This window comes from Bifidobacterium tibiigranuli (genome assembly GCF_009371885.1).
In the GTDB taxonomy this organism is placed as follows: domain Bacteria; phylum Actinomycetota; class Actinomycetes; order Actinomycetales; family Bifidobacteriaceae; genus Bifidobacterium; species Bifidobacterium tibiigranuli.
Map to the genome: position 1 here is coordinate 1 of NZ_QLZA01000002.1, position 18000 is coordinate 18000.

Annotated in this window: 14 protein-coding genes; 3 read left to right on the forward strand and 11 right to left on the reverse strand. The window is 59.1% G+C overall.

Translation table 11 applies throughout. The features are described from left to right. Positions 1–1591, reverse strand: a 1591-nt coding sequence (locus DDF78_RS01650; RefSeq protein WP_152581451.1) for a Spy0128 family protein, incomplete at its 3' end; no start/stop codon positions are given. A gap of 780 nt (positions 1592–2371) precedes the next feature. Here DDF78_RS01650 and DDF78_RS01655 point away from each other — a divergent pair. Continuing rightward, positions 2372–3334 (forward strand): hypothetical protein, encoded by a 963-nt coding sequence (locus DDF78_RS01655; RefSeq protein ID WP_152581452.1) that lies wholly within the window; start codon positions 2372–2374, stop codon positions 3332–3334. Positions 3335–3541: 207 nt separating this feature from the next. On the opposite strand, the gene DDF78_RS01660 is transcribed toward DDF78_RS01655, so the two are convergent. From DDF78_RS01660 to DDF78_RS01700, 9 genes are all read right to left on the reverse strand, one after another. Then, positions 3542–3886, reverse strand: a complete 345-nt coding sequence (locus DDF78_RS01660) for a lectin-C (protein ID WP_152581453.1) — start codon at positions 3884–3886, stop codon at positions 3542–3544. A 111-nt stretch (positions 3887–3997) separates the two neighbouring features. After that, on the reverse strand, positions 3998–4477 hold the full coding sequence (locus DDF78_RS01665; RefSeq protein WP_162000788.1) for a Fur family transcriptional regulator: 480 nt from the start codon (positions 4475–4477) through the stop codon (positions 3998–4000). Positions 4478–4970: 493 nt separating this feature from the next. Then, the gene (locus DDF78_RS01670) at positions 4971–5738 is read right to left on the reverse strand and encodes a siderophore-interacting protein (RefSeq protein ID WP_162000789.1); all 768 of its coding nucleotides are present in this window, start codon (positions 5736–5738) and stop codon (positions 4971–4973) included. A 402-nt stretch (positions 5739–6140) separates the two neighbouring features. Beyond that, entirely contained in the window at positions 6141–6587 is a 447-nt protein-coding gene (gene rplI / locus DDF78_RS01675; protein WP_152581456.1) for a 50S ribosomal protein L9, read from the reverse strand. 14 nt (positions 6588–6601) lie between these two features. Next, the gene (rpsR, locus tag DDF78_RS01680) at positions 6602–6850 is read right to left on the reverse strand and encodes a 30S ribosomal protein S18 (protein WP_152581457.1); all 249 of its coding nucleotides are present in this window, start codon (positions 6848–6850) and stop codon (positions 6602–6604) included. A gap of 203 nt (positions 6851–7053) precedes the next feature. Further along, complete coding sequence (locus tag DDF78_RS01685) at positions 7054–7704, reverse strand: single-stranded DNA-binding protein (RefSeq protein WP_152581458.1); 651 nt, start codon at positions 7702–7704, stop codon at positions 7054–7056. Positions 7705–7794: 90 nt separating this feature from the next. Continuing rightward, positions 7795–8091, reverse strand: a complete 297-nt coding sequence (gene rpsF / locus DDF78_RS01690; RefSeq protein WP_152581459.1) for a 30S ribosomal protein S6 — start codon at positions 8089–8091, stop codon at positions 7795–7797. Positions 8092–8391: 300 nt separating this feature from the next. Continuing rightward, positions 8392–9855: a zinc ribbon domain-containing protein gene (locus DDF78_RS01695; RefSeq protein WP_162000790.1), complete on the reverse strand. Its 1464-nt coding sequence runs from the start codon at positions 9853–9855 to the stop codon at positions 8392–8394. Between the two features lie 135 nt (positions 9856–9990). After that, entirely contained in the window at positions 9991–12822 is a 2832-nt protein-coding gene (locus DDF78_RS01700) for a zinc-ribbon domain-containing protein (RefSeq protein WP_152587860.1), read from the reverse strand. Between the two features lie 31 nt (positions 12823–12853). Between DDF78_RS01700 and DDF78_RS01705 the strand changes: the two genes are divergently transcribed. Further along, on the forward strand, positions 12854–14764 hold the full coding sequence (locus DDF78_RS01705) for a zinc ribbon domain-containing protein (RefSeq protein WP_162000791.1): 1911 nt from the start codon (positions 12854–12856) through the stop codon (positions 14762–14764). 244 nt (positions 14765–15008) lie between these two features. Here the strand turns inward: DDF78_RS01705 and DDF78_RS01710 are convergent, their stop codons facing one another. Continuing rightward, positions 15009–16262 (reverse strand): pre-peptidase C-terminal domain-containing protein, encoded by a 1254-nt coding sequence (locus tag DDF78_RS01710; protein WP_152581463.1) that lies wholly within the window; start codon positions 16260–16262, stop codon positions 15009–15011. Positions 16263–16696: 434 nt separating this feature from the next. Here DDF78_RS01710 and DDF78_RS01715 point away from each other — a divergent pair, with 434 nt between their 5' ends. Then, on the forward strand, positions 16697–17710 hold the full coding sequence (locus tag DDF78_RS01715) for a ribose-phosphate diphosphokinase (protein ID WP_152581547.1): 1014 nt from the start codon (positions 16697–16699) through the stop codon (positions 17708–17710). The last annotated feature ends 290 nt before the right edge of the window (positions 17711–18000 follow it).

Below are 18000 nucleotides of genomic sequence, written 5' to 3' on the forward strand. Positions count from 1 at the left end.
AGCCAGACGTGGTATAGGTCACGGCCACCTTCGCATAGAAGGTCTGCGAGTTTGTCTCATAGCCCGCGCCCGCGCTGTTTTCCACCACCTTGTAGACGTAGATGCCATCCGTGCTGTACTGCTCGATGTTCGGGAAGGAAATGCTGCCACCGTTGTTCGACACGGTCTTGCTGGTGAACGCCGCCGCGCCGCTAGGGGCTAACTGTCGTGTCAGGGCGAAGTTGAACTGTTGGCTACTCGTAGGCGTCTTGCCATCCACCGTCTTCGCCAGCGACAACGACTGCGTCGCGGGAACTATCGTCTTCTTCGTGACGTTGGCGAATGTTGGGGTGCCGCCCACCGCCTGCGTCAGCGCGGCATCCGTGTACCAAACAGGTGCGGCGGCCGCATACGTGGTCGTCGAGCCAGACGTGGTATAGGTCACGGCCACCTTCGCATAGAAGGTCTGCGAGTTTGTCTCATAGCCCGCGCCCGCGCTGTTTTCCACCACCTTGTAGACGTAGATGCCATCCGTGCTGTACTGCTCGATATTCGAGAAGGAAATGCTGCCACCGTTGTTCGACACGGTCTTGCTGGTGAACGCCGCCGCGCCGCTAGGGGCTAACTGTCGTGTCAGGGCGAAGTTGAACTGCTGGCTACTCGTAGGCGTCTTGCCATCCACCGTCTTCGCCAGCGACAACGACTGCGTGGCGGGAGTGGTTGTTGGGGTGGTCTGGCCGCAAGGCAGATTAGGAAGGAAATTCAGCTGATGGACTTCCTCGCCGTCGGAGCTGGATGTCACAGTTATGTCTTTGCCCAGAATTTGCGAGTTCACTGAAAATTGGATATTCAACGCCAAGTTGGCGTTTGGTGCATAGATCGCACCACCTTGGAAATTGTTGAATGTTACTGTGCCCGTGACCTGGGAAAGATCCCACAAGACCGATGTCGACGGGCCTGACGGATCAGACTTACCATTCAGAACACCTGCGAACGGATCATTGATGGTCGTAGTTCCACTTGGAACCCTAACCACCAGTGGGCTGTTCGGAGACGGGGTTATATTGCCTATCGACCCGCTCACGCTATTTGACCAGTTCAGGTAGTTGACCTTGCCGTTGGTAAATCCTTGGATGCTCCCGTTGCCATACGAGGACGCGTAAGTGACCTGGTTGGCCTCCGGAAGGCTATACATACCTGCAAGGCACTGATTGGTGGCCGCAATGTTGGTACTCAGTTTGGTGAAGTAACCACTGACAGGTGATTGCTTGGTACTGAAATCAGACAACTGTGCGTTCTGCAACTGATTAACGTTAATTCTGTTGGCATTCCCAGAGGAGTTGTTAATCTGAACTGCACCAGGACCAGTAGCAACTAGCTTCAAATTCGATATATCACCGAATTTCACATAATCCTGAGTAACCTCGAATAACCCATTGCCACCAGCGAACTTCTGCGCAAGAAGGCGAAGCGGTACCCCATCGATGGTAGGCACAGCTTCGGAACCCATTCTTGCGTTACCGTTGTTTTGATGCGCATTAGTGAAGGTGCCAAAAGCTGCCATCGCCGATTGGTTGTGGCTGTTGTTCAGGACCAGGTTGCCCTGCGCCAAGACGCCGAAGGTCGCAGTTTGCCCGTCCGGGGCATTAGTAACAAAAGGATTAAAGGTCGTAGAGGCGGCAGAAGCTTCGCCTACAGACCCCCCCCCCGATGCTGGCGGCGAACACTCCGAATACAGATAATGCGAATGCAATGAATGCAGCAACGACCGCTCTGAACGCGCGTGACCTCAGCGACGTATGCCTCATTTGTCACTCACCTTTCATGTGCCGCAGCTTCCCCGGGGCTTGCGGCATCCCCCTTAAAACTTTACTCATACTATAACCCCGGTGCATCATCCTTCCAATTCGTCATAATGCCTGATTTTCGTTGTAATACCAGTCATACGTAATCGATTACGTTGCTGGAATTCTGCGGAAAAGAGCATGTCAACTCTTCCATTTTCATCAACTAGCAATATATGTGATATAACACACATTTAATAGGTAAAACTCATCCTTCGCTCCAAAAATGCCTCATATGCAATGCCCACGAAGCGACCGTTCTGTTCCAGTACTCCATCTAACTGGCACAAATCAGCCACTGACCGTCGGACAGCGTCCGTTCTCTGCCAGTAGCCCGTACTACTGGATAAAATGCGCCACTGACAGCAACTCAGTGGCCGTCCTCCGCCAGTTGACCATGGCAACTGCAGGGAACGGTCGCCGACATGCAGCCGACACGCGGAGGAGCGGCCATTCTGCGCCAGTTAGCGAGACTGGACGGCAAGCCTTCGACCACATAGGCCGGAATGGGTTGTGGGGTACCTTGCGACACAGTTACGGTCATTGCTATGAAACAGCATCCCGGCGTACAGAACCTGCTAAACCGCGCCAGACTTGAGCAGCGGTGCTGCTTTGGCACAAACCAAAGCGAGCAGAAGGCGTTGCGCCGCCGCCTTAAGACCGGCGAACTCGTCAGCCCGCATCCGGCGCTGTACGCCGCACCCAAGGAATGGCAGGCGCTGAACCCCGTCGAGCAATGCATGCATATGGTGCGAGCGCTCGCACTGCGGCATCCGAACTGGGTTTTCGCTGGCCCTAGCGCGGCAGCAATATGGGGCCTTGACCATCCTTGGTCGATGCATGACGGCAGCGTGGCGATTATCAGCTCAACGAGCTCCCGGCATTCTGCCCATCGCAGACTTACCTATATATATGCATCGTCCTTCGACGTGCATGAATGCCGAGGGCTGCGGGTCACGAGTGTGGCGCGCACGATTGTGGATTGCGCGCTGAGGCGTTCCTTGCGCGAAGGCCTGCCGTTCATTGATTCAGGATTGCGGGCCGGGCTGGTAACGACTGCAGACGTTCTCACTGAATGCGAACGGCTTCGTGAGAGTTGCGCCCACATCCGTGGGCTGGTGAAGCATGCTAGCCCCGCGAGCGAGAATGGCGGGGAATCGTTCTGCCGCGGCACTGTTATCGAAGAAGGTTTCCCCGTTCCCGAATTGCAGGTTGTGCTTCGTGACCCGGACGATCCGAAGGCCGTGTGCCGCGTCGATTACTTGTATCGTCTGCATGATGGCAGGCTCATCGCGATCGAGTATGACGGCATGCGCAAATATGTCGACCCGAGCATGACCGGAAATCGAGAGATCAGGGAGGTAGTGCGCGATGAGCGGGAACGCGAGGCCCTGCTGAAGCGCGCCGGCGTCACCGCTATCATCAGGCTGGATTACACCGAGGTATTGCAGCGCATGCCGCTGGTCCGCAAACTCATGGCCGCAGGCATCCCCCGGCTGTTCCGCCACTGACCGCCACGCCACCAGCGGCTTTCTGCCCCAGTAGACCCTGCAACTGGATGAAATAGTTCACTGACCGCTACTCAGCGGCTGTTCTCCGCCAACTATCCCATTCAACTGGAACGAAAGAGCCACTGACCCGAAGATCAGTGGCTCTTTCGTTCCAGTCAGCCGCCTAGGAGCGGCCAGGACAGTAGCAGCTCAGGCAGCTCAGCAAGCTCAGGCAGCGAGGGCAGCCTTCAGCTCGACGAGATCCTTGATGATCTCCTCGTGCGAGGCCTCGTCGGTGTCGAAGGCGAGGTGGCAGAAGGCGCAGTCGTGGTGCTCGTTGTTCTCGGTGCAGGCCTTGTCGCAGTCCTTGGCGTTGCATTCCTTGCCGCTGACACAGTCGGAATCGTTGCAGCAGTCGCCGGTGAAGCAGCAACCACAGCAGCCACAGGCGGCCGTGCCATGCACATGCTGCTCAGGGTCGAAGTTCTTCAGCGTCTCGGTGTCCACCGCGAGCCGGCCGGCGCTCTTGGTGTCGATTGCATAAGCGTGCTCGTCATATCGCGTGATATCCATGTTCATTCCTTATCGATCATATGCTGCAGGCAGGCATGCCCGCGCACCGTTGTTCGTTACCTAGAACGGTACGTGCGTGATCGGCACAAGGCTAATTGTTGAAAGTGGATATCACTTCGTTTGCTCGCTGCGAGGCGCAAGACCCAGACGGGTCGCTAAAATGTCGGCTTGCTCAGGGCTTGCATCATCATCCGTTGCCTTGCGATCCTCAAGCTTCCGGCACCGCGCGCACAGGCCGAATATCTCAATCGAGTGCGTAACGTCAGAGAATCCCAAGGATTGCGCCCGGCTGTTCACCCATTGCTCAAGCCCGGGAATCTCAAGCTCGACGGCCCGCCCGCAGCGCCGGCACACGACGTGATGGTGGTGATGCCGATCGCGACACAAACGGTAGTAAACCTCGCCATTCTGCCGGACGGAATCCAGCTCGCCATCCTGAGCCATGATCTGCAAATTGCGGTACACCGTAGCGATGCCGACCCGGCGGCCTTTCTCAAAAAGCCGGTTATATACGGTCTGCGCGGTGGCGAAGGTATCGTCCTCCTGCAATTGCTTCACAATCTGCATCCGCGCCCGGGTGACTCTTTGCATCGTAGGCATTCAGCGCTTCCCGTCAAGCCCGAAGGCATATCGTTCCCGTATCGTCATGCCTTTAACTATATGTAACGATATTCGTTATCACAAGTTATGAGCGCAATACTGTCACTTTTGCTTCTCTTTTGACTGTCTCAGCCTGCCTTAGCCTGTCTCAGCCTGTCGCCGACATTTATTAAGCAGTTTTTTCGCTTATTCAGCACTTCGCAAAGTAGACATCATTGTCAGCACAGAGCGTTTTAGCGGAATTCCGCCATTCCTGTGCGCCCATATGCAAGCGCCGACAGGCATGAAGCCTAGCAATCGCCGAAATGTGCTTAATTAATTCGCATGGCCCCGGTTATGACCCCCGCCATGCCCCCGCAAGCCACACCCTGCAAGTCACGGCGCAGATCCCGCCCCGCAAGTCAGGTACATTGCACGGTTACATAGCACATGCGGGCCAACGCCTATGCGTCAGCATCCCAACCCTGTGCTGATTCTTACAGCGTCAAAACCTCAGCACTGCGCGCTGCGCCCAGTAGCCCTGCACGTGCGTATCGCCTTTTGGCAGAGCGCCACGAATCGACGCGCGAATCGAGCGCATCATCGAGGATTCGCCCGCCGCCCAGCAGAACCATGCCTCCGGCTGCGAGTCATGCAGCATGTGCAGTTGCTCTTGCAGCTTCCTAAAGGCATGCAAGGCTTTAGCCGTCGGCACGTACCGCACCTCGACCCGTTCATCAGCTTCGATGAACCCGCTGAGGTCATGCGCTCCCGTGAGCATCACATAGACGCGAACACGATTCGGCAGACTGCTCACAATCGCCCTAATCGCCGGAAAAGCCGTTTCGTCGCCCATTAGGACAACGCCTTGGCAGCCTTCGGCAACGCTGAAAGGCTGCGAGCCGGCCATAGTGGCGACCAGTTCGCTGCCCGAGCGCACATGCAACGCCCACGCCGCCGCCGGCCCGCTCGTCTGGTGCAGGTAGAAGCTCACGTCCACGCGGCTGCGATCCGGGGGATGCCCGGCAATCGTATATCCGCGCTGCACTTCGCGGCCCGAACCCATCGGGAACCACAGCCGGACCCAGGCGGCAGGCTCGAACAGACTCTCCGGCAGCGCATCAGGGCTGGCGAAGGACACCCGCTTCATCAGCCCGCCGCATTCGAGCGCCGTGGAAACGACGCGGAGCCGGAACTCCGGGGCGCGCATCGCTTTGAGCACGACCCCCTGGAATCCGCGGCTCACCGAGCCGACTCCTGCTCGCAGCCGCATGACCCTCCGCACAGCTCGCAGCCGCATGATCCCCAATTACAGCAGCGCTGGAATCCTCGCATCGAAGCGTCTCCAATCCGGCCAAGAGCCGATATCATGCGGCGACGAGCGATGCCGTTTTCGCCGCGCACAATCGCGCACAGTCACGCACAGCCACGTATAGCCGCGCATAATCCCCATAATCCATGCTGATACACACCGTGCCGAGCGCATGACGCGCCTTCAGACACAAAAGAAACAAAAGATACAAAAAGCACAAAGGCATAAAAAAGTTCGCCGTCCATGCGCAGGGCATGAACGGCGAACCGTATGCTTAAGCCCGAGCCTGCTGGGCTACTCGCACATGCATATATGTATATACAGCAGACGAGCGGCCCATTAGGCGGTAAAGAAAACCGAAAACTACTCCGCGACGACCTTGACGGTGAAGGAAGCGGAGATTTCCGGATGAAGGGCCACGGTGGCGGGGAACTCGCCAGTGGTCTTGATGGTCTCGACGGCGATGCTCTTGGGATCGACGGCGGCCTTGGGAGCCAGCGCGGCGGCGATCTTCTCGGCGGACACGCCACCGAAGAGCTTGCCGGATTCCGACACCTTGGCGGCGACCTGAACGGTCACGCCTTCGATGGCGGTCTTGGCGGCGACGGCATCCTCGCGGGTGGCGACGGTCTTGGCCAGACGCGCACGGCGCATCGACTCGATCTGAGCTGCGGCACCCTTGCTCCACGCGAAGGCCAGGCCCTGCGGGATCAGGTAGTTGCGCGCGTAGCCGGGGCGCACCTCGATGACGTCACCGGAGTGACCGAGGTTGGCGACGGTTTTGGTGAGAATAACCTTGGTTTCAGCCATGTTCTCTTCTCCTATCAGCGACCGGAAGTGGCGTACGGCAGCAAAGCCATCTCGCGGGCGTTCTTCACGGCCTGCGCGATTTGACGCTGCTGCTGGATGTTGACGCCGGTGATGCGGCGAGAGCGGATCTTGCCACGATCGGACACGAACTTGCGCAGCAGCGCAACATCCTTGTAATCGATCTCGTGGATCTTCGCCGCGCTGAGTGGGTTCGGCTTCTTCTTAATGGGTTTGACCGGTGGTTGCGGCCTCTTGCGTGACATGTGATTGTCTCCTTATTACCAACTGATTATTGAGAGCTGCATCCGTGAGCCGCGGCTGTGTCTTATCGACACTGTTTTTGTAAACACTGTCGTATCAATACCGTGCTTCATGAATGCGATTGCCTATGAACTTGTGTGAACACGCGAACGTACGAATCTGTGGACGCACGAACGCCGAACGCTAAGCGGGGAAGTCGGAACTCTCAGAACTCCGGCTCGTCGCCGTCGCCGCCGAAGTCCGAACTCCCGCCGAAGGACGAGAATCCGCCACCATTCGACTGCGCGGGCGAACCCCAGGGGTCGGCCACGGGCGCGGACTGCGACGGAGCGGATGCGCCGCCGGAGTAGCCCGAGCCGCCGGAGTAGCCGGCACCGCCCTGATACCCGCCATTGCCGCCGTTGCCGCCGGAATTGCGATTGCCGCCGCCGTTGTTGCCGCCGCCATTACCACCCGCGAAACCGCCGCGATTGCCGGAGAATCCGGAACCGGAGCTTTGGCGAGTCACTTGGGCCGTGGCGTAGCGCAGCGAGGGGCCAATCTCATCGACCGTCATTTCGACGACCGTGCGATTCGTTCCGTCGTTCGCCTGATACGAGCGCTGGCTGATGCGGCCCTGCGCGATTACGCGCATGCCCTTGGACAGGCTCGACGCGACATGATCGGCAAGCTCGCGCCACGCGGCGCACCGCATGAACAGCGCCTGGCCGTCCTCGAACTGGTTCGTGTCGCGGTTGAACGTGCGCGGGGTGGATGCGATGGTGAAGTTGGCAACGGACGCGCCGCTGCCGATCGTACGCACCTCGGGGTCAGCCGTGAGGTTGCCCACGATGGTGAGAGTTGTTTCACCTGCCATGACGTACCTTCTTCCCAGTCATTATCGTTGCGAATGCACAGAATGCACACGATGCAGCGCCTATGCGCCGTATCAGCGAGTTGTTCGGCGTTACTTGGTGTCCTTGCGCAGGATCTTCGTGCGGATGACAGACTCGTTGAGGTTGAGCACGCGGTCGAGCTCATTGCTCACGGCCGGCTCGCAGGCGTAGTTCACCACGACGTAGTTGCCTTCGTTCTTGCCATCGATCTCATAGGCAAGCTTGCGGCGTCCCCAATAATCGGGATCCTCGACGGAACCCCCTTCGTTGGTGACAAGTTCCAGATACTGCTCGGTCAGCTTCTTCAGACCGCGCTCATCCAGCTCAGGATCGGCTATGAACATCAGTTCATATTTGTGTGCAGACATCACCCACCTCCTTTGGACAAAAGGCTGCGGTCGTTCCGCAGCAGGAGTGTGTATGCAAAGCACGCAGCTTGACGCTACGCGCAACCTCACAAGAATAACCCCATGTTGGGACTTCGAGTAAGCGGTTGGAGGCCGGCGCATTGGGAAGTCGGCCCGTTGGACGTCAAGGAGACCGGTACCGTTGACGGCTGGTGCAGTTCAGTTGCGAGTCGGTTGGGTGATTGGTTGGCGGAGCGGCAATCAGCGCAGCCCTTCGCTGCCTGTGCATACCTACATATGCCCGCGCGAGCTTACGACACGCTAGGACAACTGAACCGGCATGCAGTTGTCCGCAGTCAGGCCGTTGGCGGAGCACCATCCTTTGGCCTCGTCAGCCGAGCCGAAGGATTCGCCGGAAAGGATGACATAGAAGTTGGCGTCGAAGCCGCGAGCCGTATAGTAGCTGTATTTCGAAGCCCAGATGAGGATGGCCTTGGGGTGTGCGATGCGCATCTGCAGGAACTGCTCCATGATGTCGCGATACTGCCATGTCTTGCCTTCCGCCTGCAGATCCTTCTTCTTGCTGGAAAGCTGCGTGGTCGTCGTGGAGTAGAACTGGTTGGCGGCATCCGCATCGTTGTCGAGCTGCCAGTTGAGCGCGGATTGGGCGTTGCTCTCGATCTGCGCGTCGTCGATGTTCGCGCCGCCCAGCGCGCCACTGTCCGAAGGGGCCACAGTGCCGTTCGGGGTGCCGTGCGGCTGGACGGTGACATCCGTGTTCGAAGTCCTGATCGCGTCGTACGGACGCCAGTACTGCATCGTGGTGAAGGCCAGCTTGACCGTGGACGTGCCGCCGCTGAACGATATTGGCGAGTGCGAGAAGTCATAAACCGCCGACGCCACGACATCGCCGCCGTCCTTGATGGTGACCGTGACTCCTGACTCGGCGAATTTCGCATTCTTACTTGCGCAATTGCTCTGCGCAGAGAAAGTCACGATGAGCGTGGCATTGCTGTGATCCACCGATTCAAGCGAAAGATCCGGCGCGCTGGTGCATGCCTTGGCAGCCGTGCTGGGTGACTTCGACGAGCCGTTGGACTGCGCCGTGGCATTCTGCTGCGTTTGCGAGGCATTCTGCTTCGCACCATTATTCGAGCCAGAGCCGCGCAAAGCGAACCACCACACGCCAAGCCCCACCGCCAGCAGCACGAGCAGGGCGCATACGACGGCGATGATTCTGCGGCGCGATGCGTCGCCTTGCTTCTGCGTATTCGCATCCTGATTACTTCCGCTGCCACCAGGGTACGTGGCAAAAGCGCCAATCGCCGCAGGCGGGAGCGCCGGAGGGATTGCCGGAGGAGCCACTGCGGGAATCATCGGCGGAACTTCGCCGTTCTTCTTGTCGGCGGGCGTTAGAGAGAACTGCGTTGCAGCGGGAGCGGCTGCTGCAGTAGTGGCGCCAGCGCCGGCGGCTGCAAACATAGGCATGGCCTGCGTTGCGCCCACCGGCATGCCCGTATTGGCCGAACCAGCAGATTCGGCTACAGCGGGCGAAGCGGCAACACTCAGCCGCGCCCCACAGGATTCGCAGAAGCGCATATCAACGGTAATCGGAGTGCCGCATTGCGGGCACGTCGGCGCAGCAGCAGGAGCGACGGCGGTCACAGCAGCAGCGTTGGCAACAACAGCGGGCGGCGCAATCTCCGGCTGCTCGGTGCCACAACTCGCGCAGAACCGGTCATCATCGTCCATCTCGGTCCCGCAGGACACGCACGCCTTCGCCATTGATGCTCCCTCCGCCATACTGCCGTCACACTCAGCTTATATACAGCTACCCTTTATCCTTGCACAATCGTTAAACCTTGCGCTGTAGGTGTTCAGTTTTGATGCTTCGCCGTTGAAGGCAGGCCATGAGCCACCTCAATCCTGCGGAGCGAAGAATACCCCGCCAACATTGCTATTGAACAGCTCACCATTCTTGGCTTCCGAACCGGCTATCACCGGAGTGGATAGCGCACTTCCATCGGGAAGGTTGTTCATACCACCAAAACTCCGTATCGAATCACCGAGTTGAGCCACCGGAAAACCTTTCGGATACAAAGTAAACGACCCACACGAACCAATGCCCGTCGTGACTTCCGACTTATCGACCGTGAGAATTCGCATGCCCTTGTCTGTGTTTTGGTCAACATAGGAATCTCCTGGCTTCCCCTCAAAATGCAAGGCACCAGCATCGCACTGCAAGGCGTATGAGCCATCCGTGTTCTTCGTTGCCGAAGCGAATCTGCCTGTAAAACGGCTCTCCCTAATCGTCCCCTGCGGGTGCTCGGGAGTGGTGTCACCGTCACCTGTCGCGTTGTATCTCATCGCTCGTCCTGAGAAACTGCCATCGCCATTTACGGTCAGCTTTGATTTCCACATGGTGCCCACGTCATACACATACTGCCCCGCGGCCTGCTGCATCGCCGCCTTCAGCACCACTTTTGCCGCGCTGTCAGCAGCCGCATTATTCTTCGGCTTAGGCGGGTTCTTGACATCGGGCAGCGCGTCCCAATCGACCGACGCGGAATCGACAAGATAATATGCCGTGTCATCCGAAGGGGCAGGCTTTACTGGTTCCATTGAAGAACCGTTGCCCCACGGCAAGAACGGATTGGGAGTCGTTAATGATGTAATCGGAATGCTGGAAGAGTCATACAGGGTCTTGTCACGACGAATAAAGAACGGACGCGACGTATCCACCGGTTTGCCTTTTTTCGCGTCGGCAACGGATTGCTTGTCGAAATATCCCGAAGCGACAACTTTATTGACATCAGCGCCAACTGGGAAATAGACGTAGAGCGGTCCCATATCGTAGCGTGCTCCCGACCACTTGCCATCACTAGGCGCACCTTCTGTTATCCACTTGCCACCGATACAATTACCGCCTTCACGCCCCAACTTATACGTGTCACCGCATGTAAAGCCAGTAAGAGTGGAAAGCGGCAGCAGTTCAAAAGCACCAGTGTTGCCTGTGAATAAGTTGTTAATCATGCTATCGTTCGGGCAAGCACTCTGCTGTCCCGAAACACAAAACACCAGATTATCCTCGAAAGTCCAGCGCTGATCCGGTGTCTGATACTCGGAACTCGACACACCATTCGTCTCGCCATCCGAATTTTTCGTAAAGTCGACGCAATCATTCTTGCTATTGCAGTAGCGTCCCTGCACCGGTGCTGTCATAGGATTAAGACTGTCTGGGTCATATTGTCCAGACACCGCATCCTTCATTCCCGAAGCGTCGATACCGTAGAACAGCGTGAGCGCACCGCCTTGCGCGGGGGTGCCGGGTGCGGGGTCGGAATCGACGACTTTGCCGAGCATGTTCTTCGCGGAGAAGCGGGGGCGCAGGGTCACGTCGAAGCCGAGCTTGCCGTATTGGCTTTGCGCGGCGTTTTTGTCGGTGCCGATAATGTCATAGCTCACGCCCGTTCCCCGCGCGGCGACGGCGAGCTTGATGCCGGACGCCGGGTCGGTCACCGGCTGACCGTCAGCGGGCTGCGAGGCGACAACCGTGCCCTCTTTGATCTTGCTGCCGTTGACCACGACCTGCTTGTACGCCACCGGCACGCCCATATCCTGCACTGCGGCGGCCGCCTTGCTAAGGCTCTGCCCGGTCGTGCCCTTCGGGACGCCGGGGCCTTGCGACGAGAGCACGGTGACGGTCGTGCCGCGATAATGCTGCCCGGCGTGAACGTTTTTGTACCCAAGGAAGGTGCCGCTCTTCTCGCGGGAGAACTGCACCGTAACCTTGGGCGTGAAGCCTTGCTGGCTCAGCGCCTTGGACACCTCTTTCGCCGACGAGCCGGACTTCCCGCCAGCGGATACGCCCGCCGGATCGGGGATGGCGTTTCCGCCCCACAGACCGGCCTGATAAGTGCCGAACAGCGCTGCGACGACCACGGCAATCACGGCTACTAGCGCGATGATGATGCGAATGCGCCGCGATGGCGAAACTGCTGTGGTTGCTGCGGTTACTGGTGCAGCGGTTACAGTTGCGGAGATTGCAGTCGCCGCTGGCGCTGGTGCTGCGCCCTCGGCTACCTCGGCCTCGGCGACCTCACCTATCTCATCTATCTCGCTGACAGGTGGAGTCGCGCCATTCGGCTGTGCTTCCGCCTGCATTTCAGCCGGCGCTTCGGCTTCCCAAGCGGATTCGGCCGCTTGAGGCTCCTCGACTGAATCAGACGACGCGACTGATACAACCGGCTCAGCTGACTCACTTGACGTTGCGTCACCGACAGCAGCATCGTCATCGGGGTCGCTGCTGTCAATGTCGACGCCGCTACCGGCGTTGTCATCGACGCTGCCATTGCCGCCATCGACACCATCACCGCCATCAGCATCAGCCTCGCCGGCATGACTGTCAACGGTATCCATCTCACCGACACCAGTATTATCGACATTCGTAACAGAAGCGAGCGAAGTCGAATCGTCGGCTGCCACAGTTTCGGCATCACCCAGCGAAGCACCACTCTGCGCAGTCGCTGCGCCGCATTGGTCACAGAAGGCAGCATTGTCATCGATTTTGTGGCCGCATTGCGTGCAGTACATGCTTGCAGACTCCTTTGTGTCGCAACATTCCCTGAATTGGCAGGTCTGCGCCGCACGTCGGCCTGTCGCGGGCATCGCATGGCTGCGAACACCAATATGTGCCGCATCCGTGACGATATCTGCTGATAGTCTACACGTAACGTTCAGAAATCTTGTCAACGACGTTCAGGAAACGAACGAAGGGGAAGTTATGTTCTGCAGCCAATGCGGCACGAAACTCAACGACAACGCGAAATTCTGCTCCCGCTGCGGGCAGCGGGTCGCCATGGCAGCGCCGCCGCAAACGCCCACGCCGGTTACAGCCGTGCAGCCTACAGCCGCGCCGGTTGCTGGCGTCAGTCAAACCGTGCCAGTAACCGCACAGATCAATCAAACCGCCGCCTCAGCTCCGACTGGGCAGACAGCTCCCTTGGTCAACCTCGCTGCATCGGCAACTCCCGTCACGCCCGTGCAGGTTCCAGCCATGCCTACCGCAACAGTCCCCGCACCCATAGCACACACACCCGTGGCACCCACACCTGCACCCACCGCACCAGCTACCACTGCTCCCGCACCCGCAGCCGTGCCGCCCGCAATCTCGCCAGCCACGTCCCCGATCGCTCCAACCGCCGCCGCACCCGCGAACCCAATCACGAGCAATCCGCTCATCGGCCGCCTGTTCAACCCCGCCAGCCTGAAAACCATGCTTGTTTCACTTGGCACCGGCCTAGGGGCGGCGCTGGCCGTGGGGCTCGTCGCCGCGCTATGCATATCGATTGTCATTCCGCCATCGTCGTGGCTGTCCGCGCTGTCGTCATCGAATTCCAGCGTCTCCTATGCGCTCGACGGCTCAGATGCGTATATCGCCATGCCGAATTTCGTGCAGATTCTCGTCGCGATAGTGATTGCGGGGCTCTCAGGAAGCTTCTCCGTGCAAGCTTCAGGCCCGGTCGGCAGCAATAACGCATACGTCTCGCTGCAGCAGCTCGGCGTACACACCTCAATCTGGCTCCCGGTAGGCCTGTCCGGGCTCGCGCTGCTCATCGGCGCGGCATTCGGCTCATACATGCTCGCCCGCAAACGCGAAGCCCCCGTGCAAGTACGCTGGGATGGAGCCGCGAGCGCCGCGATAATCGGCCTGGGCTCCGGGCTCGTTCTGCTCATACTGGGTGCGCTGTTCCCGCTGAGCATCAAGGGGTCGGCGGATCAATTCTCCGCATCCGGCGCATTGGACGGCGCTTCGCTGCGCACTTTCGCTATGGGCTTCCTGCTCGCAGGCATCGGCGCGCTGATTGGCTACGCGATGGCGCGGTTCGCCCCGGACAGCAGCAATGTCGCCCTTGCGCTGTGGCGCTGGACGCACCGCACCCGCGGATTCGTGCGCACCGTCGTTGAATCGTTTGCCATCTACTGGCTGGTCTTCACCGTCATCGGCGTCGTCGTATTCATCTGGCTTATCGCGCAGACGCATCAGCCGAAACTGTTTCTGCTGCTGTTCCTCGCCTTCCCCTATCTTCCGGTTGCGCTGTTCGCCTTGGCCGCATTCGGCACGATCGCGTACAGCGGCTACGGTCCGGCGCTGAATTTCTCTCTGTTCGGCTTCGCCAAGCCTGCCGGTTCCAGCACCTCGATTGACTCCTCCCCTGCCGTTGCCGTCGGATGGCAGCTGTGGCTGCTGTTCCTCGCCTTCGTCCTCGCCACAATCGTCATCGTGCTGCGCACGTCCTTGCGCAATATGCAGGATCCCTGGTACGCCGCGTGGAAGCACACGTGGAAAAGCCCGGTTGCAGTCGGCGTGCTCTGGATTGTGTTCACCGTAATCATGAGCTTCGGAGCCTCGCTGAGCTTCAATGGCTTCTCAGGGGCGCTGAGCAGCATTCTGAGCAACTACGATCTCACGAGCGAGATTCACCCCTATCATTTCTCCATCGCCATCGCGGCATGGTTCTTCATCATCGCGGGCCTGTGGGCCTTCATCATCGAGGCATTGGCGATGCGCGTCGGGCCGACCATCATCGCCTCCATGCCGGGAATGGGCAAGTTCCTCGCCGGCGGCTACGTTCAACCGACGCCCGCGCAGATTGCAGCGCGCGCGAAGGCAAGATTAGCGTCCGTTTCGTAGCGCTAACTATGCCCTAACGCTACAATCCGGACGCTAACGAAGCCTTACAGACCGTTGTGTAGCGCTACCCGAGGGCTAATCGAACGAAACGGACGCTGAGTGCTCATCAGCGTCCGTTTCGTGCCATTACAGGAAGACTGTCGCTACAACCCGGACGCTAACCAAAAGAGGGTGCGGGCGAAAAGCATTCCAACTTTTCGTCCGCACCCCTGAGTCTAGAGATCAGATTGTGGCGACAGCCGGTTTACAGTCCTTTCCAGGCAGTGCCTTCCTGATGCCAGCCGGCCTTGCCGACAGCCGCATACTCCGTGGCACTCGTCGTGTAGACGTGCTCGCCCGAATGCGGGTTGTACAGGCGGTACACGGTCACCGGGCCGGCCGGATTCGCATACCACGCCACGCCCTCGCTGCGCCAGCCCAGACTCACAAGCTTATTGTGCTCCGCCTGATTCAGCGTCCAGTTGTGATTGCCGTTGTGCGGGTTGTACTCGCGATATACCGGCACCAGGCCCGAGGCGGAGCCCTGCTTGGCCGCGTTGAACGACACGCCCTCGTACTTCCAGCCCAGCTTCACCAGCGCGTCCTTCTCACCCAGGCTCGTCGTGTAATGATGCAGCCCGGAGTTCTTGTTGTACACGCGATACACCGGCACCGGAGTTCCCTTCCCCGCCGGAGTCGGCTTAGATGTCGGCTTAGGAGCAGGAGCAGGAGCGGGAGTCGCGGGGGTGTAGCTGACCTTCAGCTGATAGTCGGCGTCATCCCAGGAATAGCCGGCGTTCACTTTGACATAGTACGTGCCCGCTGCAAGGGAGTGCGCCGGCGTATTGCAATAGCCACTACCCGAACTGCACCGTACATAGTCAACGGGATCGTAGTCGGCATAACCGCCCGGGGACGTATACATGCTCAAAACATAGTCACCGCTGTCTGTGTTCGTATTCATGTCGAGCCGCACACTGCCCTTCGCGGGAACCGTGTACTTGAACCAATCCGTATCACTGCCGCTGGCGATATTGCCGGCGTAGAACGTGTTCAGCTTGACAGGCGTGGCGGCAGAAGGATTGTTGTCCGGCTCGACCTCGGTAAGCTTACTGCCCTCGTTCACATAATTGACGCGAAGCGTATAAGAAGTCTTAGGAAACCAAGCTTGTATACGCACGTAATATGTGCCAGCGGGAAAACGGTGAACGTCAGAGGCAGCGCCATTGTCATCGTGTTGCTGCGTGCTACCAGCGCTCGTGAATAAACGAACATCAGGGTCGCTTAGATTACTACCGCTTATCCAGACCTTGCCTTTCGCTGGAATCGTGTACTTGAACCAGTTGTTATCATAGCTACCATAGTCAGTACCTACGGCGCCCGACACAGTCGTATTCACCGCGATGGCCTTGGCCGTATCGGACGTATTGCCCGTATCCGCCGACGCGGACGGCGCGACGAACGCGCCCGCCACCAGCATCGCCGCCGTGGCAAGCACCGCGGCAAAACGCTTCTTCATGGAAACCCCTTTGCTTAAAGATTCTCTCGAAACCGCTCATTTCGCGCAGGCACCCCACCGCCACTATGCATATGCAGCACCAAGGCTCACATAACCTGTTCCCGCCTCAAAATACCCCCCCCCCGTACAATTTAGGCCCTTCCATACGTCAGCAGACCTCACGTACCACCAAAACGCCCGCCGCGCACCGGCATGCCCGCAATCGTGGAAGCAGCATTGCACGACCTCTGATTCGCATTCAGTTGCGTTCATCTCACGTTTTCTCCATATTTTCCGTGCGTTTGGGCAACATTTACCACACGTTTGGGCAACCCGCCGTCTGATGATGCTCCGAGATGCCTGTATATTGGAAGGCGGCTCGATTTCGGCTCAAGCGTGATGAAACCCGAACACCAAGCAGTGCACGTCACATTCATGTCATGGGAAGGCGAAACATGTCGGCGATTCTCGAAGGCACTCCGGACAGGCGGCTGGTCGTTGTGACGGGTCGCGCGTACCCGGAACAGGCGCAGGCGACCGCAGCATGTCTGGGCTCGAAGCTGGTGGACACCACCGCCTATGACTTCGCGAACGGCGAGATGTACGTGCGCTTCACCGAACCGGTGCGCGGGGCCGATGCCTTCGTCATTCAGGCGCATACCGACCCGATCAACACATGGATCATGGAGCAGCTGCTCATGGTGGATGCGCTCAAGCGAGCCTCCGCCCGATCAATCACCGTCGTCGCACCATTCCTGGGCTATTCGCGCCAGGACAAGAAGCATCAGGGCCGCGAGCCCATCACCGCCCGGCTCATGTTCGACCTGTTCCACGCCGCCGGCGCCGACCGCATCATGACCGTGGACCTGCACGCGCCGCAGGAGCAGGGCTTCTTCGATGGCCCGGTCGACCACCTGACCGCCATGCCGGTGCTGCTCGACTACGTGCGCGGCAGCGTGCCGCTGGCCGAGGCGACCGTGGTCTCCCCCGACGCCGGGCGCATCAGGGTTTCGGAGCAGTGGGCCGCCAAGCTCGGCGGGCTGCCGCTCGCCTTCATCCATAAGACGCGCGACATCACGCGCCCGAACCACGCCGAGGCGCATGGCATCATCGGCGATGTCGAAGCACGCGACTGCATCGTTGTGGACGATATGATCGACACGGCCGGCACGATCTGCGAGGCCGTGCGCACCCTGCACGACGCCGGCGCGAAAAGCGTCACGCTCGTCGCCACGCACGGACTGCTTTCCGGGCCAGCCGTCGAACGGCTGAAAGACTGCGGCGCGCGCGAAATCGTCCTCATGGACACCGTGCCCGTGCCTCAGGAGAAGCGTCTGCCGAACATGACCGTGCTGTCCGTCGCCCCGCTGCTGGCCGCCGGCATCCGCTCGGTGTTCGAATCCGGCTCCGTGAGCACACTGCTCGACGGCCTGCCGAACGACATTCGCCCGCGCAACATCTATGCGTGATTGATGTTCTGTCGCCTGCACTGCTTCGCCCACGCTGCTTCGCTTGCTTCACCCGCACCCTTCACCATTAACTAAGCACATTTCTTCATGCGGATGCCTGCGCAGGGTCTTTTGTGGCTTTGCCAAGCATTCAGGATTGGCGGAATACCAACGATTCCGGTAAGCGCATATGAGGCGTCTACTTTGGCATGTGCTTAATAGAAGAAAAAAGTGCTTAGTAAACGTGTGGGGCCGGTGACGGTTGAGCCAAATGCGTGAAGACACCGCTGCAAGGCCGCAACCATCTATTA

What these genes read in the sequence shown, in the direction of transcription:
- DDF78_RS01670 (WP_162000789.1), bottom strand. Translation starts at nt 5,738, where the DNA reads ATGCGGCTGCGAGCAGGAGTCGGCTCGGTGAGCCGCGGATTCCAGGGG.
- rpsR (WP_152581457.1), bottom strand. Translation starts at nt 6,850, where the DNA reads ATGTCACGCAAGAGGCCGCAACCACCGGTCAAACCCATTAAGAAGAAG.
- rpsF (WP_152581459.1), bottom strand. Translation starts at nt 8,091, where the DNA reads ATGTCTGCACACAAATATGAACTGATGTTCATAGCCGATCCTGAGCTG.
- DDF78_RS01655 (WP_152581452.1), top strand. Translation starts at nt 2,372, where the DNA reads ATGAAACAGCATCCCGGCGTACAGAACCTGCTAAACCGCGCCAGACTT.
- DDF78_RS01660 (WP_152581453.1), bottom strand. Translation starts at nt 3,886, where the DNA reads ATGGATATCACGCGATATGACGAGCACGCTTATGCAATCGACACCAAG.
- DDF78_RS01705 (WP_162000791.1), top strand. Translation starts at nt 12,854, where the DNA reads ATGTTCTGCAGCCAATGCGGCACGAAACTCAACGACAACGCGAAATTC.
- DDF78_RS01665 (WP_162000788.1), bottom strand. Translation starts at nt 4,477, where the DNA reads ATGCAAAGAGTCACCCGGGCGCGGATGCAGATTGTGAAGCAATTGCAG.
- rplI (WP_152581456.1), bottom strand. Translation starts at nt 6,587, where the DNA reads ATGGCTGAAACCAAGGTTATTCTCACCAAAACCGTCGCCAACCTCGGT.
- DDF78_RS01685 (WP_152581458.1), bottom strand. Translation starts at nt 7,704, where the DNA reads ATGGCAGGTGAAACAACTCTCACCATCGTGGGCAACCTCACGGCTGAC.
- DDF78_RS01695 (WP_162000790.1), bottom strand. Translation starts at nt 9,855, where the DNA reads ATGGCGAAGGCGTGCGTGTCCTGCGGGACCGAGATGGACGATGATGAC.
- DDF78_RS01710 (WP_152581463.1), bottom strand. Translation starts at nt 16,262, where the DNA reads ATGAAGAAGCGTTTTGCCGCGGTGCTTGCCACGGCGGCGATGCTGGTG.
- DDF78_RS01715 (WP_152581547.1), top strand. Translation starts at nt 16,697, where the DNA reads ATGTCGGCGATTCTCGAAGGCACTCCGGACAGGCGGCTGGTCGTTGTG.